Source organism: Micromonospora sp. C95 (genome assembly GCF_018070465.1).
Classification (GTDB): domain Bacteria; phylum Actinomycetota; class Actinomycetes; order Mycobacteriales; family Micromonosporaceae; genus Micromonospora.
This window is the reverse complement of record NZ_JAGPXT010000015.1, coordinates 101,228-118,728: the sequence shown is the minus strand read 5'-3', so window position 1 is coordinate 118,728 and position 17,501 is coordinate 101,228. Positions and strand designations below refer to the sequence as shown.

Here is a 17,501-nt window from a genome sequence, read left to right as displayed (position 1 = left end):
ACGCACCCGGGACGGCGCTGCTGCCGCTCCGCTGCAGAGTGGCCGAGAAAGCTGGTCGCTAGATCGAACTCGTCCTCAGCCTGCGGTGCGCGACCGTGACGTAGGCGGCAGTGGGGCCGAGCGCAGTGGCCACGCCGCCCAAGCACGCCACCGACGTGCCGACGACGGTAGCCCCGTCGGTCAGTACCGCGACGCCAGCCACACAGATCGTTGCCAGCACTGCGGCGACGGCCAGCGCCACCAGCAACTTCACGGTAAGCCGGCCACTCCTCGAGGCGATCTCGCCGATCCAGCCCGCCGGTACGAACAGCAACGGCACCAAGACGACACCCAGACACGCCAGCGAACCGCAGAGCGCCGGCCCGGCGAGCGGACCGCCCAGATCCCCGGTGGTGCTCGCCGCGTACACGAGTAGTCCGCCGTAGATGACGGGGGCCTGCGCGACGAACACCACCCATGCGACAAATGCACCGACGGCGTGGCGATTGATTGTTCTGCCCATGGTGCCTCCCGTGCGACGGCTTGGGAGCGTACGCCACTCGACAGACGCGGCTTCAGCTGGACCGACACAGGCAGGCAAAGGGACGACCCCCGTCGGGGGGAGACGGGGGTCGTCGGAGGTTCGGCTCCGGGGGGGTCGAGCCGAACCCGCTCAGCGGTCACGGGGGGTGCAACCGCCGAGAGTCTGCCGGTTGTACTAGATATGAATGCTTGTGCTGCAACCAAGTCTGCCTGAGCAGACCTGTGTACGTCGAGTGGTGTAGCCTCCACTCCCTGCGAAATCCTCCTCGCTGGGTGTGACCACGGTCACTGTTCGCAGGCGGGTGGGGGTCGGCCCGCAGGTCCGAGCGGTCTTCAGCCCCCGGGCACCCGCCGACGATAGACCATCGGGCTAGACTTTCGCGCCGTGGGCCGAAGTGCCGCTTTCTTCGATCTGGACAAGACCGTCATCGCCAAGTCGAGCGCCTTGGCGTTCGGCAGGCCGTTCTACCGGGACGGCCTGATCACTCGGCGTGACGTGGTCAAGTCGGCGTACGCGCAGCTGATGTTCCGGCTGGGCGGCACCGACGAGCAGACCATGGCCCGAACCCGCGACTATCTCGCCACCCTCTGCAAGGGGTGGCCGGTGGAGCAGGTCCGGCAGATCGTCGCGGAGACGCTGCACGAGCTGATCAACCCTTACGTGTACGCGGAGGCCGCCGCGCTGATCGAGGAGCATCAGGCCGCCGGTCGGGACGTGGTCCTGGTCTCCGCCTCGGGCGAGGAGATGGTGCGCCCCATCGGTGTGCTGCTCGGGGTGACCGACGTGATCGCCACCCGGATGGGCGTGGTCGACGGTCGGTACAGCGGCGAGGTCGAGTTCTACGCCGCTGGCCCGAGCAAGGTCGAGGCGGTCAGCGAGCTCGCCACCGCCCGCGACTACGACCTGGCCGACTCGTACGCCTACTCCGACTCGTACAGCGATCGCCCCTTGCTGGAGTGCGTGGGGCATCCGTCGGTGGTCAACCCGGACCGGCAGCTGCGCCGGCTGGCGGTCGAGAACGCCTGGCCGGTGCTCGAGTTCCGACACCCGGTGCCGCTGGGCCGGCGACTGCGCGAGCGGCCCGCCGTGCCGGTCGCCGCGGCGGCGCTCGGCGTCGGTGTCGGGGTGGCCATCGGCATCGCCTGGTACGGCCGACATCGCCGCACCCGCGCCTCTGCCTCGCCGGCCTGACCGCACCGCAGGCTGCACCGCCGCAGGCCGAGGCCGCGACCACCAGCGCCCGCACGGGGATCGACGACGGCAGCTACAGAGGGCCGGCCAGGAACCGGCGCGGGGCCGCCGGCCAGCGGCGTTCGGACACAGCGCGGGCGCACCCGGCCCCCCTCCACCACAGGCACCACCGATCGGCGCCGCCATCGGACGGATCGTCGGTATCCCCTCAGGCGGCGGCCAGGATCTCGTCGCCGATCGCGGTGAGTTGGTCGACGCCCACCTCGACGGCGGACATGTAGTGGCGGAGCCAGGATCGCAGTCCGTCCGGGGTGCCGGTGGCGAAGGCACCGGCCGCGCCCACGTACTCCGGCTCGCGTTCCCGGTGCCCGACATCTACGGCGAGCAGGCCGCGGGGGTCGAACCCGGTGGAGAGCAGCACGAGACGGGCCGCGCCCCGGGCCACCACGCCCGACGGGCCGGCGAACGGCCGCAGGTTGAGCAGTTCACCGTGCACGACGGCGGCCAGCACCAGCGGGGTGACCTGGGTGCCGCCGGCCACCAGCGTGGCCAGGGCGTCGAGCCGGGCAGCGACCACCGGATCGTCGACCGGGCGGCCCAGCGCGGCCTCGGCGACCACCTCGCGGGCGGCGAGCACGTGCAGCTTCGCCAGTACCTGCCGGGGGGCCTTCGGCCAGAGTTCGCTGAGCCCGGGCAGGGCGCCGGCCACCCGGAGCGCACCCTGGAGCACCGGTTCGGTGACGGTGCCGGCGCGTACCGCCTCCCGCTCGTGGTGGTGGCCCTCCAGTCCGGCGCTGGCCACCGCGGAGCGCAGGCTCACCTCGGCGGCGACCTGGCCGCCGTGGCGCCGCAACGCCCGGTGGCCCAGTGCCCGGTCGAACCGGTCGCGGGCCCGCTCCACGGCGGCGGCGATGTCGGCGAGGTCGAGCAGCGGTGCGAGCGGATCGGCGGTCACTCCGACACGGTAACGACGGAGGCGGTGGGCCCGGGCGCGAGTCACCGGCAACGCGACCCACGCCACCGGCCTCCCGGGCGGCAACCACCCCGACCGGGAGAGCCGAGGTCACGGGTTGCGGCATGTCGGGCCATCACGGCGACGGGAGGGCCCGACATGCCGCAAGCCGTGACGATCGAACGCCCAGGCCGCGCGGACCAGCGGGAAAGCGCGGCTCTGTGCTGCACCTCGGCGCGTGGGAGTGGCCGTTGAGCGACGGGCGCGTCGGGGATCGGTCGCCTCGCCCAGCCGCCGCGACTAACCTGCCCGGGAGAGACCCAGGTCACCCGAGCGACGAGGAGTCACCGCATGAGCGAGCGTCAGCGAGCGAATCATCAATGCAGCGCGCTGGTGCCTCATGCCGGTACGAAGCGAAGCGGAGTACCGGCATGAGCGAGGCATTGGCCAATCTGCTGAACGAGACGCGCCAGTTCCCGCCGCCGGCCGAACTCGCCGCCGACGCCAACGTCACCGCGGAAGCGTACGCCGAGGCGGCGGCCGACCGGTTCGCCTTCTGGGAGCGCCAGGCGTCCCGGTTGGCCTGGACCAAGCAGTGGGACCAGGTGCTGGACTGGTCGCGGCCGCCGTTCGCGAGGTGGTTCGTCGGCGGACAGTTGAACGTGGCCTACAACTGTCTCGACCGGCATGTGGAGGCCGGCCGGGGTGACAAGGTGGCGATCCACTGGGAGGGCGAACCCGGCGACAGCCGCACCATCACCTACGCCGACCTGCACCGGATGACCTGCCAGGCGGCGAACGCGCTCACCGACCTCGGCGTGACCGCCGGTGACCGGGTGGCGATCTACCTGCCGATGATTCCGGAGGCCGCGGTCGCGATGCTGGCCTGTGCCCGGATCGGCGCCACGCACAGCGTGGTGTTCGGCGGCTTCTCCGCGGACGCGCTCACCAACCGGATCCAGGACGCCTCGGCGAAGGTCGTCATCACGGCCGACGGCGGGTACCGGCGCGGCAAGCCGTCCGCGCTCAAGCCGACCGTCGACGAGGCGGTGGCGAACTGCCCGTCGGTCGAGCACGTCCTGGTGGTCCGGCGCACCGGCGAGGAGGTCGGCTGGTCCGAGCGGGACCACTGGTGGCACGAGACGGTGGAGCAGGCGTCGGCCGAGCACACCGCGCAGCCGTTCGACTCCGAGCACCCGTTGTTCATCCTCTACACCAGCGGCACCACCGCCCGCCCGAAGGGCATCCTGCACACCACCGGCGGTTACCTGACCCAGGCGGCGTACACGTCGTACGCGGTCTTCGACCTCAAGCCGGACTCCGATGTCTACTGGTGCACGGCGGACATCGGCTGGGTGACCGGCCACTCGTACATCGTCTACGGTCCGCTCGCCAACGGCGTGACCCAGGTGATGTACGAGGGCACGCCGGACACCCCGCACAAGGGCCGCTTCTGGGAGATCGTCGACCGGTACCGGGTGACCATCCTCTACACGGCGCCGACGTTGATCCGCACCATGATGAAGTGGGGCGAGGAGATCCCGGCCGAGTACAACCTCTCCTCGCTGCGGCTGCTCGGCAGTGTCGGCGAGCCGATCAACCCCGAGGCCTGGATGTGGTACAGGCAGCACGTGGGGCACGGTGAGCTGCCCATCGTGGACACCTGGTGGCAGACCGAGACCGGCAGCATGATGATCTCACCGCTGCCGGGGGTGACCGCCGCCAAGCCGGGCTCGGCGATGACTCCGCTGCCGGGCGTAGTCGCGGACGTGGTGGACGACCAGGGCCAGTCGGTGCCCAACGGCGGTGGCGGTTACCTGGTGCTGCGCGAGCCGTGGCCGTCGATGCTGCGCACCATCTGGGGAGACGACAACCGGTTCATCGAGACGTACTGGTCCCGGTTCGGCGCGGGCGCGACCGGCAACTCCGACGATCCGTGGATCTACTTCGCCGGTGACGGTGCGAAGAAGGACGACGACGGGCACGTCTGGCTGCTCGGTCGGGTCGACGACGTGATGCTGGTGTCGGGGCACAACATCTCCACCACCGAGGTGGAATCGGCGCTGGTGTCGCACCCGTCGGTGGCGGAGGCGGCGGTGGTCGGCGCGACCGACCCGACGACCGGGCAGGCGATCGTCGCGTTCGCCATCCCCCGGGGCAGCACCGAGATCTCCGGTGCGGCCGGTGAGCAGCTCATCGCCGAGTTGCGCAACCACGTGGCGAAGACGCTCGGTCCGATCGCCAAGCCTCGGCAGATCATGCTGGTGCCGGAGTTGCCGAAGACCCGGTCCGGCAAGATCATGCGTCGGCTGCTGCGGGACGTGGCGGAGAACCGCTCGCTTGGCGACGTGACCACGTTGCAGGACTCGTCCGTGATGGACCTGATCTCCTCGGGGATGAGCGGCGGCAAGTCCGACGAGGACTGACCACAGGCGTACGACCCGAAGGGTGGCGGTCCGGGATCGGACCGCCACCCTTCGTCATGTTTCCGCACGTCAACTCGGGTCGGGATGTGACAGTGAAAACGCCTGCCAACAAAAAGGTGCAACAAAATTTGGTCACAACTCTTCTCACCAGCCCCAGGAGTGCCTAGGTTCACCACTGGCCCCATTTACGGGGGCCTTTTTCACCGGCCCGCAACCCCCCGACGGGTCGGTTCCCTCAATCCGGAGGTACCACGTGCGGAAAGTCGCAGTGGGTCTGCTCGGGCTCTCGTTGACGGCTACCGGACTGACGGTCGGCACATCCGCCGCCGCCGCTCCGCAGCTGGAGACACCGGCGGCCGCCCCGTCCATCGCGGAGCCCGCCCACGCCGAACACGACCTGCCGAACCCGCTTGAGGACAAGCGCCGCGCCCTGCGCCAGGAGGGCCTCAGTGAGGTGCTCTCGGGCCGGGCCAAGGCCGAACGGATCAACGGCAGCACGGTGGTCAAGGTCGGCGAGCGGGCCGTCCGTGGCGGTGCGGCCGGCCGCAACGCCAAGGCCACCAAGCGCGGGCGAGGCCCCACCGAGAAGCAGTACGTCGAGCTGTCCCGGGAACAGACCGACCAGATCTTCGTGATCCTCGCGGAGTTCGGCAATGACCGGCACCCGAACTACCCCGACCAGGACACCGACCCGGACATCGCCGGCCCGACGAAGTTCGACGGTCCACTGCACAACGAGATCCCCGAGCCGGACCGGTCGGTGGACAACTCCACCGTCTGGCAGGCGGACTACGACGCCGACCACTACCGGAAGCTCTACTTCGGCACCGACCCCGGTGGCGAGTCGGTGAAGCAGTACTACGAGGCACAGTCCTCCGGCCGGTACAGCGTCGACGGCGTGGTCACCGACTGGGTGAAGGTCCAGTACAACGAGGCCCGCTACGGCCGCTCCAGCGGCTACCCGTGCGAGGGAATCGTCTGCAACAACGTCTGGGCGCTGGTGCGCGACGCCGCCAACAAGTGGGTCGCCGACCAGCAGGCGGCCGGGCGGACCGACGAGGAGATCGCCGCCGACGTGCGGGCGATGGACGAGTGGGACCGCTACGACCACGACGGTGACGGCGACTTCAACGAGCCGGACGGCTACATCGACCACTTCCAGATCGTGCACGCCGGTGGCGACATGGCCGACGGCGACCCGATCCAGGGCGAGGACGCCATCTGGAGCCACCGCTGGTACGCGTACGCCTCCGACCAGGGCCGCACCGGGCCGTCGAACTTCCCGGCGGGCGGTACCCAGATCGGCGACACCGGCGTCTGGATCGGCGACTACACCATCCAGCCGGAGAACGGCGGTCGCAGCGTCTTCTACCACGAGTACGCCCACGACCTCGGCCTGCCGGACGACTACAACGTGATCAGCGGCGGCGACAACAACAACGAGCACTGGACGCTGATGGCGCAGAGCCGGCTCGGCGCCAAGCACGACGGTGGCATCGGCGAGCGCGGCGGCGACCTCGGCGCCTGGAACAAGCTCCAGCTCGGTTGGCTCGACTACGAGGTCGTCGTGGCCGGGCAGAAGCGGACGCTCACTCTCGGCCCGCAGGAGTACAACACCAAGCAGGCCCAGGCCGCCGTGGTGGTGCTGCCCGAGCGCGAGTACACCTTCGACAACGGCGCGCCGTACGAGGGTGACAAGCAGTTCTTCTCCGGCAACGCGGACGACCTCAACAGCACCATGACCCGGACGTTCGACCTGACCGGGAAGTCGTCGGCGACCCTGTCGATGAAGGGCCGCTACAGCATCGAGGCGGACTACGACTACCTCTTCTTCGAGACCTCCCTCGACGGCGGGCAGACCTGGACGTCGCAGAACGGCACGGTCGACGGCGAGCCGCTGAAGGAGATCTCCCCCGGCCGTTTCGCGCTGGACGGCAGCTCCGACGACGAGTGGGTCGACATCGAGATCCCACTGGACCAGGTGGCGGGCGGCAGCGTCGGATTCCGGCTGCGCTACCAGACCGACGGTGGTGTCTCCGAAGGCGGCTTCTTCGGCGACGCGGTCACCCTCACCGCCGACGGCGAGACCGTCTTCACCGACGGCGCGGAGTCCGACGCGGACGGCTGGACGTTGGCCGGCGGGTTCGAGGTGGTCGAGGCGACGTACACGCGGAGCTTCGCGAACTACTACATCGCCGGCACCCGGCAGTACATCTCGTACGACAAGTATCTCAAGACCGGCCCGTACTTCTTCGGGTACGAGAACACCAAGCCGGACTACGTGGACCACTACGCGTACCAGGAGGGACTGCTGATCTCGTACTGGAACACCCGGTGGGCGGACAACGACACCTTCGCCCACCCGGGCGAGGGCCGGAACATGATCATTGACGCCCATCCGCGGCCGATCTACAACCTGACCGGGCAGCCCTGGCGGGCCCGCATCCAGGTCTACGACGCGCCGTTCAGTCTCAAGAAGGCGGATTCGTTCACGCTGCACCTCAACAGCCAGCCGCAGTACATCCGTGGGCAGGCCGCGCAGCCGCTGTTCGACGACACCAAGAAGTACTGGTTCCCGGAGCTGCCGAACCACGGCGTGAAGCTGCCGGCCACCGGCACCAAGATCAAGGTGTTGAAGCAGAACGGGATCAACACCAAGGTCCGCTTCTCCTGATCCGTCGGACCGACGACGTGGTGCCCCGGGCTGGTCAGCTGCCGGGGGCACCACCCCTTTCCGGACCCGCATCGACCGCAGGGGAACCGCCCCGACACCGCTCGCGTCATACCCTGGTGCCCACCACCATCCGCACCCGAGCGCCGGCGGCCTGCCTCGCCGCGCTGCTGGCCCTGGCTGGATGCGGCGAGCCGGACGGAGGTGCCGTGACCGCCGACCAGCGCCCCACCGCTACCGGCAGCCCGACCGTGGCAGGCGACGCCACCGCCGGCAACGCCACCGGGCAGCCTCCCGTCGGGCGCACCGGCGAGGCTCTGTCGCCCACCGACCCGCCGCTGATCGGCACCCCGACGGCACCGCCGCGCCATCCCACCGAGCTGCGCAAGACCAACGTCCTGGCCGGGCGGCTCAGTCAGGGCGGCAGCGGCCCCTGCTACACCCTGGTCACCGACGACGGCCGGGAGTACGCCTTGCACGGCGCCGACAAGGGCACCTTCGCCACCGGCACCTGGGTACGGGTGACCACCGCCCCGGCTACCGCCGAGGTGGACTGCGGCCCCGGAATCCCGGTCAGCATCCTCAAGATGAGCCAGGTCGGTTGACCGTCGACGCCGTCGTGGCGGATCGGCCGGGCCACCGCGGCGACGGCACCGGCCAGGCGAGCGGCATCGGGGCCCTAGGCTGTCGGGCATGACCGACCAGCGTGACGATGCCGTCGACGAGTCCTGCGTACTCACCGAAGGGCCGTGGACGCACCGGTTCGTGGGTGCCAACGGCAGCCGCTTCCACGTCGTGGAGGCGGGTACCGGGCCGATGGTGCTCTTCCTGCACGGCTTCCCCGAACACTGGTGGGCCTGGCACCGGATGCTGCCGGCGGTCGCCGACGCCGGCTTCCGCGCCGTCGCGATGGACCTGCGGGGCTACGGCGCCAGCGACAAACCACCCCGGGGGTACGACGGTTACACCCTCGCGGCCGACGTCGCCGGGCTGATCCGGGCGCTGGGCGAGCGCTCGGCCACCCTGGTCGGCACCGGCGCCGGCGGCATGATCGCCTGGACCGTGGCCTCGTTCCACCCGAACCTGGTGCGCCGCCTGGTGGTGCTCGGCGCCCCGCACCCACTGCGGCTACGGGCCGCCATCTTCGCCGACCCACGCGGTCAGTTCGCCGCGTCGACCCCCGCCCTGAGATTCCAGTTGCCCCGGTACGAACACCTCCTCACCCGCGACAACGGTCGAGCGGTCGAGGAGATTCTGCGCCGCTGGGGCGGCGACCGCTGGGTCACCGGCGCGGACTTCGCCGAACACGCGCGGCGCTACCGGGAGGCCATGCGAATCCCGCAGGCCGCCTTCTGCGCGTTGGAGGGCTACCGGTGGGCGTTCCGGTCGGTACTGCGGCTGCACGGCTACCGGTTCGTGAAGCTGATGCAGCGACCGCTTTCCGCGCCCACCCTGCAACTGCACGGGGCGCGGGACGTGGCGGCGTTACCGCGCACCGCCCAGGGCTCCGGGCGCTATGTCAGCGCACCGTACGAGTGGCGACTGCTCGACGAGGTCGGACACTTCCCCCACCTGGAGACACCCGAACTGGTGCTCGGCGAGGTCCTGCGCTGGGCGAAGTCCTGACCCGCGCGGGCGGCCTCAGACCCGCTGCTCGCGTACGTCGGTTACCTCGCCGACGGGGGCCCAACCCTGGTAGACGCCGAAGTCGAAGGCCTCCAGCCGCATCGCCTGCGCGACCGGCCAACGGCCACCGGTGTACTCGACCCGCAGCCACCCGTCGTGCTCGGCCAGCACGATGAACGGCTGACCCTTCCAGGTACAGGTGGTACGGACGTACGCCAGTTGCTCGATCTCGTTCGCCGGTACGACCCGGACGTGGCGGCCGGGGCGTACCTCGGTGAAACCCTCGGTCGCGTCCGGCTGGTAGAGCCGCACCTCGCTGCCGTCCGGGCTGGCCGGGAACTCCCGTCCGCGCCAGCGCGCCACGTAGCCGTCGCGCATCACCGTTCACCGACCTCCTGCCAGGAGAGCGTGTCGGCGTCGAGTACGGCGACCAGCCGCTCACTGCCCGAGGCATCGATGCGTACCAGTTGAGCGCCGTGCGGCAGCCGGACGCTGTCCACCTTGAACTCGGCCAGCACGTCGCTGCCCTCGCCGGGGGCGAAGCCGTTGCCCCGGAACGGGGCGCGTTCGATGACCCAGCCCTCCATCGCCCGCATGGCCGCCTCGTTCTGCCCGCCGTACGGGATGCGGTACAGGCTCGGCCGGTAGGCCGGCCACCGGAGCACGTAGATCTGTTCGGCGTCCGGCGCGAACGGCGACTCGGGGTGGTTGAGGCCGAGCGCCCGGTAGAGGGCGGCCGGGGTGGTGAGATGCGCCAGCTCGCTGGCCCGGTGCACGAATCCGGAGACCCGGTCGTAGCCCCGTTCCAGGTAGTAGCCGAGTTGGCTGGGTGCGATCGCCTTCTGCATCACGATCGGCCGGGTCAGATCACCCGCTGGCGCCGCCTGCCGTGGGCTGCTCGCCGGTGCGGGGGTCTCGACGGTCGGCTCGGGCTCGCCCTCGGCGTCGTCGCCGAGGCCGAGTTCGGCAGCCCAGTTGGCCAGCCCGACGATCTGCTCACCGGGCAGCTTCGCACCCACCGGGGTGCCGGGGTTGACGGCGAACGACCACGAAAGGTCGGGCCACTTGCGGATGAGCTGGACGAAGCGGACCTGCACCGTCTCGGCCGCCGGATCGGTGTGGTCGGCAAGGCGCTGCGGGGAGGTGAATGCCACCACGAAGGTCTGCCCGTCCAGTTGCACGGCCGGCCAGACGAAGCCCAGGTCGCCAGGGCGGCTACCGGCGGCGGAGTCGGCCGCGACCGGCATGAGAACCCGGGCCAACAGCAACGTGGAGAGGAACGTGTCCGTGCTGCCGGCCTCGGCGGCGCCGTACAGGTCTTCCTCCACCTCGTTGGCGGGTTGGAAGGGCGGATCGGCGGACGCGGTGGCCGCCGTGGGCGGGCCGGACGTGGGCGTCGCACCCGAGGGCTCGGACCCCTCGGGTGCTCCTGCGGCCGACGCGGACGCCGGCGTGAACAGCGACGGCCGCTCCGCGACCGGGACGGCCGCCGGTCGGGCGTCGACCGACGCGGCCATTTCGACCCCGGCATCCACCTGAGCCTGGCGCGGCGGTGCCGGGCTGGCCGCCGGATCGGCGGCCGTCGACCCGGGCGTCGCCGATCGTTCGGGGCCGGTCGGCTCGGGCGGCGCCGTCTGGACCGGGACGGTCGGCTCGGGCGGCACCGTCTGGACCGGGACGGTCGGCTCGGGCGGCACTGGCGGTGCCGCCACGGTCGGCTCGGGCGGCACCGTCCGGACCGGGACGGTCGGCTCGGGCGGCGCTGCCGGCACCGCCACGGTCGGCTCGGCTTCCGACGCCGTCGGCTCCGGCCGGCGGGTTGGAAAGCGTACCGTCGGTTCGGGATCGACAGCCGTCGCTTCGGGATCGGCAGCCGTCGGCTCGGGGTCGGCAAACGCCGGCTCGGGGTCGGCAAACGCTGGCTCCGCAGGGGCGGAGACCCTCGCGTCCTGCGGTGCCGGACGAGCCGACGCCGCGCCCGCTCCGGCCGTGCCGCCGCCGTCCGGCGGCCCGCCGGGCTGACCCGGGTGGCCGTTGGTGAGGCTGAGGTCCCGGGCCTCGATGATGGTGCCCTCTATCACGATCGGGGTGAAGCCACGACGCGGCGCAGGCGGGGCGGAGACCGGCTCGGCCGCCGAGGTCGGTTGTTCCTCCGCCGGCTGGCGACGGGGTGGCGTCTCGGCGGGATCACCGCCACCGGCGGTCGGATCACCGCCACCCGGGACCGCCCAGCCGACCGGGGTGCTCACCCGCAGCGACCGAACCGGCCCGTCGGGCGGTGGCAGCGGCTGGGTCGTCTCCTCGTTCGGGACCGGACTCGTCCGGGTGGTGGCCTGGTCGTTCTCGCTGAACACGAAAGCGCGGGTCGAACCGTCGGACGGCGGTTCACCGGCCGGTCCGCGGCGGGGAAACGGCTGACCACCCCGAAACCGCGACGGTGGTACGGCCCGGTCGGCAAGGCGGTCGCCGCGATGCGTCGAGCGACCGTTCGCCGGCTCGAAGAAGGATCGCTGAGCGGTCGGCTCGGGGCCGGGCGGAGCTCCGTTTGCGGGCGCGCCGGCCCGGTCCGGTGCCGTGGGCCATCCGGGCCCGCCGGACGTCGGTACCTCGCTCCGCCCCGGTGCCGGTCGCCGTGGCGACGCACCACCACCCACGGTGCCGCGGCCGTCCGGCCGAGCAGCACCCAGACCACCCGGCCGCTGGGCGTCGGCACGCCCCATCCCGCTACTGTCGGGCGGTGCCGGGCGGGCCGGGTCGGCTGCACGGTCGGCGGAGTCCGTGCGAGGTCGAGCAACTGTGCCCGCCGCCGCCGGCGGCACCTCGGGAAGATGAAAGGCCGCCGGCACCACCGGTGGTGCCGCGGAGAGCTGCGTCGGTCGGACCGGACCCGACGACCGCGGTGCGGAGGGCGGGTTCGGCGTCGCCGGAGCGGATGAGGCCGAGGCGGCGTCGCGGGCCCGGTTCAGCGCCTCGACACGTTCCAACCGAGCGCGTGCGCCCACCGTACGGCCGGGCAGCCGGACATCACCTCGGGACAGCTGGGACACATACCAGGCGGGCAGGTAGCCCTCGATGGGCAGGCCGGGGTTCACCGCCAGCCACCACTCGTGATTCGGCCAGCTCGCGGCGAGTTCCGCGTACCCGGTGCGTCGGCTGGGCCCGGCGTGCTCACCGAGACAGGCCCGCATCGCCTCGGCGGAGGTGAACGCCAGCACGTGCGTCCGGCCGCCGGTTGTCCACGTGCCCCAGCCCACCGGTGTCCGCCCCGCGGCCGCCTGCGCGGAGACCGGCAGCAGCAGCTCGACTCCGGACAGGATCCGGAAGTAAAGCTGCTGGTCATTGCCGTGCAGCGCGTCTCGCATCGCCGCCTCGGCCCCGGTGGCCGGCTCCCAGTCGGTCACGGCCACCCCTCCTCCCGGGCACAGGCCATAGGTATCGGATACAACCTACAAGGTGATTGCAAGATCACAATGTCAGGCCGCCGGTGGCCCACCCGGCTCACCAGCAACCGATAACATCCCGTCTCGGTGTCGACACGATACGGAGGCAGTCGATGTACCGGACACGCGGTGCGCGGCGACGCCGGCGAGGTGGTCGGCGCCCACCGGGCGTCCTCCGGACGGGGCTGACCGCGATCCTGCTGGCCGGCCCGATGACGACGGTCGCGGTGCCCCCGGCCCGCGCCGCGCCGGGGTGCGCCTCGCCACCGGCTCCGGCCGGGCCGGTCTCCGCAGCCCCCTGGGCGCAGCAACGGTACGCCCCGGAGCGTCTTGCTCGGCTGGCCACCGGTGCCGGGGTGACCGTGGCGGTGGTCGACTCGGGCGTGGACCGACGGCACCCGCAACTCGCCGGTCGGGTGCTGGCCGGCATTGACCTGCTCGATCCCGGCGGCGACGGCGGCCTCGACTGTGTCGGGCACGGCACCGGCGTGGCGAGCATCATCGCCGCGGCGCCCCGCGACGGGACGGCCTTCCAGGGGCTGGCGCCCAAGGCCCGGATCCTGCCGGTCCGGGTGAGTGAGCAACAGGTCGTGGCCGGGCACGGGACGGGACGCACGGCGACGCCCCGGGACCTCGGCCGAGCGGTCCGCTGGGCGGTCGACCAGGGCGCCGCCGTGGTCAACCTCTCCGTGGTTCTCTACGCCGACCATCCCGTTGTCCGCGCCTGTCGCGTACGCGCTCAGCCGGGACGTGGTCGTGGTGGCTGCCGCCGGCAACCTGTCCGCCGACGGCCAGCGACGCCCGTATCCGGCCACCTACGGCGGGGTACTCGGGGTCGGCGCGGTCGGAGCGGACGGCATGCGGACCGACTTCTCGCAGACCGGCACGCACGTGGATCTCGTCGCTCCCGGTCTCGACGTGCTGGTCGCCGCACCCGGGGATGGTCATCGCAGTGCCGACGGCACCAGCTACGCGGCGCCCTTCGTCGCCGCCACCGCAGCCCTGCTGCGCCAGTACCGCCCCGACCTGAGCGCGTTGGAGGTGGCCCGGCGGATCGTCGCCAGCGCCGATCCGGCCCCCGGCGACGGATACGGTGCGGGGGTACTCAATCCGTACCGGGCGGTGACCGAGACCGGTTCGGTGCCGAGGCACGCGCGGGCGGCGACCGGGCTGGCCGACGACCGGCCTGATCCGGCGCTACTGGCACAGCAGGACCGTCGACGGGCCGCACAGACCCGGGCACTGCTGCTCACCGGCGCGGGCATGCCGTTGGTGGCCACCGTCGTGCTGGCCGCGGTGGTGGTGCCCCGAGGGGTACGCCGACGATGGCGTCCCGCCGACCACGGCCACGACGTGGGGTGACGCCGATCGGCGTCACCCCGGCGGCGGAGGTTCACTGGAACAGGCCGGTGTTCCGCTTCTCGGTGTCGAGATAGTCAGCTGCGGACTCGTCCACCGCAAGCTTGATGTCCCGCAACATCGCCTGGAGATCCTGCGAGGCGTTACGCCACCGCGCCTGCCGCTGCTCGTAGGCCTGCTGTGCCGCACCGGACCAGCTGGCTACCAGCGGCGCCGCGTCGCGCTCCAACTGGCCGAGCTGTGCATCGAGCGTGTTGAGCGCTCGCTGGATGTCCGCACTGGCCTGTTGCAGCGCGGCGAAGTTGACGACCAGCACACCGTGCTCCATCGGATTCTTCTCCCTGAGTCGTGGCTATAGCGGCAGTTGGATGCCGCCACGGTTGGTGGCCGCCACCCGGGCGGCCGCCTCGGTGTCCGACGCGTCGTAGCGGGTGCCGGCGGTGCGGATCGCGCCCGCCGTCTCCCGCAGCGCCTGCTGCAGCCCGGCCTGATCCTCCGCCCACTTCCGTTTGACCTGCTCGAACGATCGGCCACCAGCCCCGCGCCAGGCCTGCTGGAGGACCTCCAGCTGGACCAACAGTCCACTGAGCATCGACTGCAACGACTGGTCGGTCTGCTCGAACTTCGCCGCGGTCTGCTGCATCACCGCGGCCTCTGCCTGGGTCTGGGACACCTTGGACGTCACCTCGTCTCCTCGATCGTGGCTGGCCCTGCGGCGGTACGCACCACCCACGACGCCGGAGGGCGAGCACGACGCGGGATGGGCCAACGAGAACTCGTCGCTGAGAGTAGCGACACGATCGCGGTTCTGCTACCCCACCTCGTTCCCCTGTGGACAACGTCCTCGATCGCCGGCAACTACGATGGGCGTCGTCGATGTCGCGATCGGTGACGGTTCAAGGGAGGCTACGGTGGCGGCGACCCTCACTTCGGCCCGCCCGGACGCGCCCGGCCTCCCGCCCTCCGACGATCCGTCGTCCGGATCCGGCCGTCGGATCCGTCCCAACGAGCCACGGCGACCACCCGGCCGCCGATGGCGCTCGACTCCTGTCCGCCCCGGCCAGATCGTCACCACCCAGGTGGTGGCGGCGGCGATCGTCGTGGTTCCGGGCCGGGGTCCCCTGGCAACGGCCGCCACGACACTTGTGGCGGCCGTGGTGCTCACCGTGACCTGGAGCCGGGTCCGCCGGCGATGGTTGCACGAGTGGCTGGTCACCGGCGTTGGCTTTCTGAGCCGGCGGCGTACGACCGGACCTGACGACGGTCCGACCGAGCTGCTCGGTCTGGTGAACCCGAACGCCGTGATCGGTTCCGTCGAGCTGGGCGATGGTTTCGCCGCGATCCTGGACGACCCGGACGGCCTGATGGCACTGCTGGAGATCGGCGACCCGGCCGACCTGATCGGTGACCGCGAGCAGTCACTACCGTCGCCCGCGTCGCTGCTTGCGGCCGAGACCGACCAGGGCCCGCCGGTATGCGTACAACTTCTCCTGACCGGTACGCCGGCACCGGCGCTCGGTGCCGGCGGCGGCGTGCCGGCCGTCTCGTACCGTCAGCTCACCGACGGGCAGTTGGCCGGGCGGGATCGGGCGGTGCTGGCGGTGCGGGTGTCGCGGGCGCGGGGCTGGCCGGAAGATGCGTTGCGGCAAGCCCTCGCGGGCGCCGTCCGCCGGATCGTCCGGCGGCTGCGCCCGTTGACCGTGCGGCCGATGGGCGAGCAACCGATCCGGCGGGTGCTCGCCGAGTTCGCCCACCACGACGGGCGGCCGGTGCGGGAATCGTGGCAAACGGTCCGCTGCGGTCGCCTGCTCCAGACCACCTTCCGGTTGAGTCGTTGGCCGGGCGGGGACGCGGCCACGCTTGTGCACCGGCTGTGGCAGCTGCCGGCGACCGCGATCACGGTGTCGCTGCACGCCGGGACGGAGCGGCCGACGGCCACCGCGCTGCTCGTTCGGCTCGCCGCGCCGACGCCCACCGACTTGTCGGACGCGGCTCGGCAGCTGCGCCGGACGGCCGCCGCCGACGGCGCGACCCTGGAGCGGCTCGACGGCCGGCAGTGGGACGGGCTCGCCGCGACGCTGCCGGTGGCTCGGCCCGGGGCAGCACCGCTGACCGATGCCGGAGACCCGAATCGGGAGGTGCCGTACGGTGCCGGGGACCTGGTGCGGGAGGTGCCGTTCGGCGCCGCCGGGCTGGTGATCGGCGTCAACCGGCACGGCGATGCCGTCACCGTGCGGCTGTTCCGGCCGGAGAGCACGCGACTGATGCTCGTCGGTGGGGTGTCCGCTGCCCAGTTGGTCGCCGTACGCGCGATGGCACTCGGTGCCCGGGTGATCGTCCAGACCGGCCGGCCGCACGCCTGGGCGCGGTTCGTCCGGGGCACGGGTCGGCCGGTGCCGCTGATCCGACCGGGTCGGCCGGTCACGGGAGAACCCGGTACGCCGCTCGCCCCGGTACTCGTGGTGCTGGACGCGCCGCCGCCCGCCGGTCCCCGGCCGGGCACCGCCTGGCACACCACGCTGCTGGTCCGCGACGTGCTGACGCCGGCCGACGCGGACGCGTTGGGCCGGGTCGACCTGGCGGTGTTCCAGCCGCTGAGCCGGGCGGAAGCCACCGTCGCCGGCAACGCGCTCGGACTGGGCGACGCGGCGGAGTCACTGACCCGCATCCGGCCCGACATGGTCGCCGTGGTCAACCGGCGGGCCCTGCGGTGGGCAGTGCTCGCCCGCACCCCGATCGAGGCGCAGCTCGTCGGCGCGCGAGCCATTGGCCAAGCGCAGTGATCTCGCGGGTTCCGCCCATGCGCCCGCCGTGGCACCATGCCCGCCATGGGTTTTCTGAAAGGTCTACTGATCCGGGTCGGCGCCACGGCGGTGGCCTTCTGGCTGGCCACACTGCTCATTCCCGGTATCTCGCTCGACACCGAGTCGGTCTCCGAGACGATCCTCACCCTGATCCTCGTCGCGGTCATCTTCGGGGTGGTCAACGGGGTGCTCCAGCCGATCATCAAGACCGTCGGCTGCGGCTTCTACCTGCTCACCCTCGGCCTGATCGCCCTCGTGGTCAACGGCCTGCTGTTCCTGCTCACCGGCTGGATCGCGGATCAGGCGGGACTGCCCTTCGACGTCGACGGCTTCTGGCCGGCCGCGGTGCTGGGGGCACTCTTCGTCGGCGTCGTCACCTGGATCCTCGGCGCCATCCTCGACCGAGACTGACACCACCCGCCGCGAGTCCCGGTGGTTGCCGGTAACGGTGACCACCGGGGCGGCGCGTCCGGCCACATCGCGAGAATTGGCTGCTTGGACCTACCCAG

Annotated in this window: 13 protein-coding genes and 1 pseudogene; 8 read left to right on the top strand and 6 right to left on the bottom strand. The window is 71.6% G+C overall.

The features are described from left to right. Positions 1-58: 58 nt before the first annotated feature. On the bottom strand, positions 59-502 hold the full coding sequence (locus KBX00_RS18395) for a hypothetical protein (protein WP_210828613.1): 444 nt from the start codon (positions 500-502) through the stop codon (positions 59-61). Between the two features lie 405 nt (positions 503-907). On the opposite strand from KBX00_RS18395, the gene KBX00_RS18390 reads away from it, so the two are divergent. Beyond that, positions 908-1,714: an HAD family phosphatase gene (locus tag KBX00_RS18390; protein ID WP_210828612.1), complete on the top strand. Its 807-nt coding sequence runs from the start codon at positions 908-910 to the stop codon at positions 1,712-1,714. 208 nt (positions 1,715-1,922) lie between these two features. On the opposite strand, the gene KBX00_RS18385 is transcribed toward KBX00_RS18390, so the two are convergent. Further along, the gene (locus KBX00_RS18385; protein WP_210828610.1) at positions 1,923-2,669 is read right to left on the bottom strand and encodes an oxidoreductase; all 747 of its coding nucleotides are present in this window, start codon (positions 2,667-2,669) and stop codon (positions 1,923-1,925) included. Positions 2,670-3,097: 428 nt separating this feature from the next. On the opposite strand from KBX00_RS18385, the gene acs reads away from it, so the two are divergent. The 4 genes from acs to KBX00_RS18365 all read left to right on the top strand — a co-directional run bounded on the left by acs (position 3,098) and on the right by KBX00_RS18365 (position 9,389). Then, positions 3,098-5,092 (top strand): acetate--CoA ligase, encoded by a 1,995-nt coding sequence (acs, locus tag KBX00_RS18380; RefSeq protein ID WP_210828609.1) that lies wholly within the window; start codon positions 3,098-3,100, stop codon positions 5,090-5,092. Between the two features lie 268 nt (positions 5,093-5,360). Further along, the gene (locus tag KBX00_RS18375; protein WP_210828659.1) at positions 5,361-7,766 is read left to right on the top strand and encodes an immune inhibitor A domain-containing protein; all 2,406 of its coding nucleotides are present in this window, start codon (positions 5,361-5,363) and stop codon (positions 7,764-7,766) included. Positions 7,767-7,882: 116 nt separating this feature from the next. Next, positions 7,883-8,368 (top strand): DUF5818 domain-containing protein, encoded by a 486-nt coding sequence (locus KBX00_RS18370; protein ID WP_210828608.1) that lies wholly within the window; start codon positions 7,883-7,885, stop codon positions 8,366-8,368. Between the two features lie 88 nt (positions 8,369-8,456). Beyond that, positions 8,457-9,389 (top strand): alpha/beta fold hydrolase, encoded by a 933-nt coding sequence (locus KBX00_RS18365; RefSeq protein WP_210828607.1) that lies wholly within the window; start codon positions 8,457-8,459, stop codon positions 9,387-9,389. A 15-nt stretch (positions 9,390-9,404) separates the two neighbouring features. Here KBX00_RS18365 and KBX00_RS18360 read toward each other — a convergent pair whose 3' ends face one another. Together KBX00_RS18360 and KBX00_RS18355 are read right to left on the bottom strand one after the other, a co-directional pair. Beyond that, entirely contained in the window at positions 9,405-9,770 is a 366-nt protein-coding gene (locus tag KBX00_RS18360; RefSeq protein WP_210828606.1) for a hypothetical protein, read from the bottom strand. Then, positions 9,767-12,790 (bottom strand): SseB family protein, encoded by a 3,024-nt coding sequence (locus KBX00_RS18355; RefSeq protein ID WP_307868844.1) that lies wholly within the window; start codon positions 12,788-12,790, stop codon positions 9,767-9,769. The genes KBX00_RS18360 and KBX00_RS18355 overlap by 4 nt, the downstream gene beginning before the upstream one ends. A gap of 251 nt (positions 12,791-13,041) precedes the next feature. On the opposite strand from KBX00_RS18355, the pseudogene mycP reads away from it, so the two are divergent. Further along, positions 13,042-14,191, top strand: a pseudogene (mycP, locus tag KBX00_RS18350) (type VII secretion-associated serine protease mycosin). Between the two features lie 31 nt (positions 14,192-14,222). Here mycP and KBX00_RS18345 read toward each other — a convergent pair. Both KBX00_RS18345 and KBX00_RS18340 read right to left on the bottom strand, forming a co-directional pair. After that, positions 14,223-14,516: a WXG100 family type VII secretion target gene (locus KBX00_RS18345; RefSeq protein WP_210828604.1), complete on the bottom strand. Its 294-nt coding sequence runs from the start codon at positions 14,514-14,516 to the stop codon at positions 14,223-14,225. A gap of 24 nt (positions 14,517-14,540) precedes the next feature. Next, complete coding sequence (locus tag KBX00_RS18340; RefSeq protein ID WP_210828653.1) at positions 14,541-14,861, bottom strand: WXG100 family type VII secretion target; 321 nt, start codon at positions 14,859-14,861, stop codon at positions 14,541-14,543. A 238-nt stretch (positions 14,862-15,099) separates the two neighbouring features. Between KBX00_RS18340 and eccE the strand changes: the two genes are divergently transcribed. Continuing rightward, positions 15,100-16,971, top strand: a complete 1,872-nt coding sequence (eccE, locus tag KBX00_RS18335) for a type VII secretion protein EccE (RefSeq protein ID WP_307868843.1) — start codon at positions 15,100-15,102, stop codon at positions 16,969-16,971. Between the two features lie 45 nt (positions 16,972-17,016). Next, entirely contained in the window at positions 17,017-17,403 is a 387-nt protein-coding gene (locus tag KBX00_RS18330; protein WP_093404048.1) for a phage holin family protein, read from the top strand. The last annotated feature ends 98 nt before the right edge of the window (positions 17,404-17,501 follow it).

Bases quoted from the DNA above. Each gene is read 5' to 3' on its own strand.
- KBX00_RS18330 (WP_093404048.1), top strand. From the start codon at position 17,017: ATGGGTTTTCTGAAAGGTCTACTGATCCGGGTCGGCGCCACGGCGGTG.
- KBX00_RS18395 (WP_210828613.1), bottom strand. From the start codon at position 502: ATGGGCAGAACAATCAATCGCCACGCCGTCGGTGCATTTGTCGCATGG.
- KBX00_RS18345 (WP_210828604.1), bottom strand. From the start codon at position 14,516: ATGGAGCACGGTGTGCTGGTCGTCAACTTCGCCGCGCTGCAACAGGCC.
- KBX00_RS18365 (WP_210828607.1), top strand. From the start codon at position 8,457: ATGACCGACCAGCGTGACGATGCCGTCGACGAGTCCTGCGTACTCACC.
- acs (WP_210828609.1), top strand. From the start codon at position 3,098: ATGAGCGAGGCATTGGCCAATCTGCTGAACGAGACGCGCCAGTTCCCG.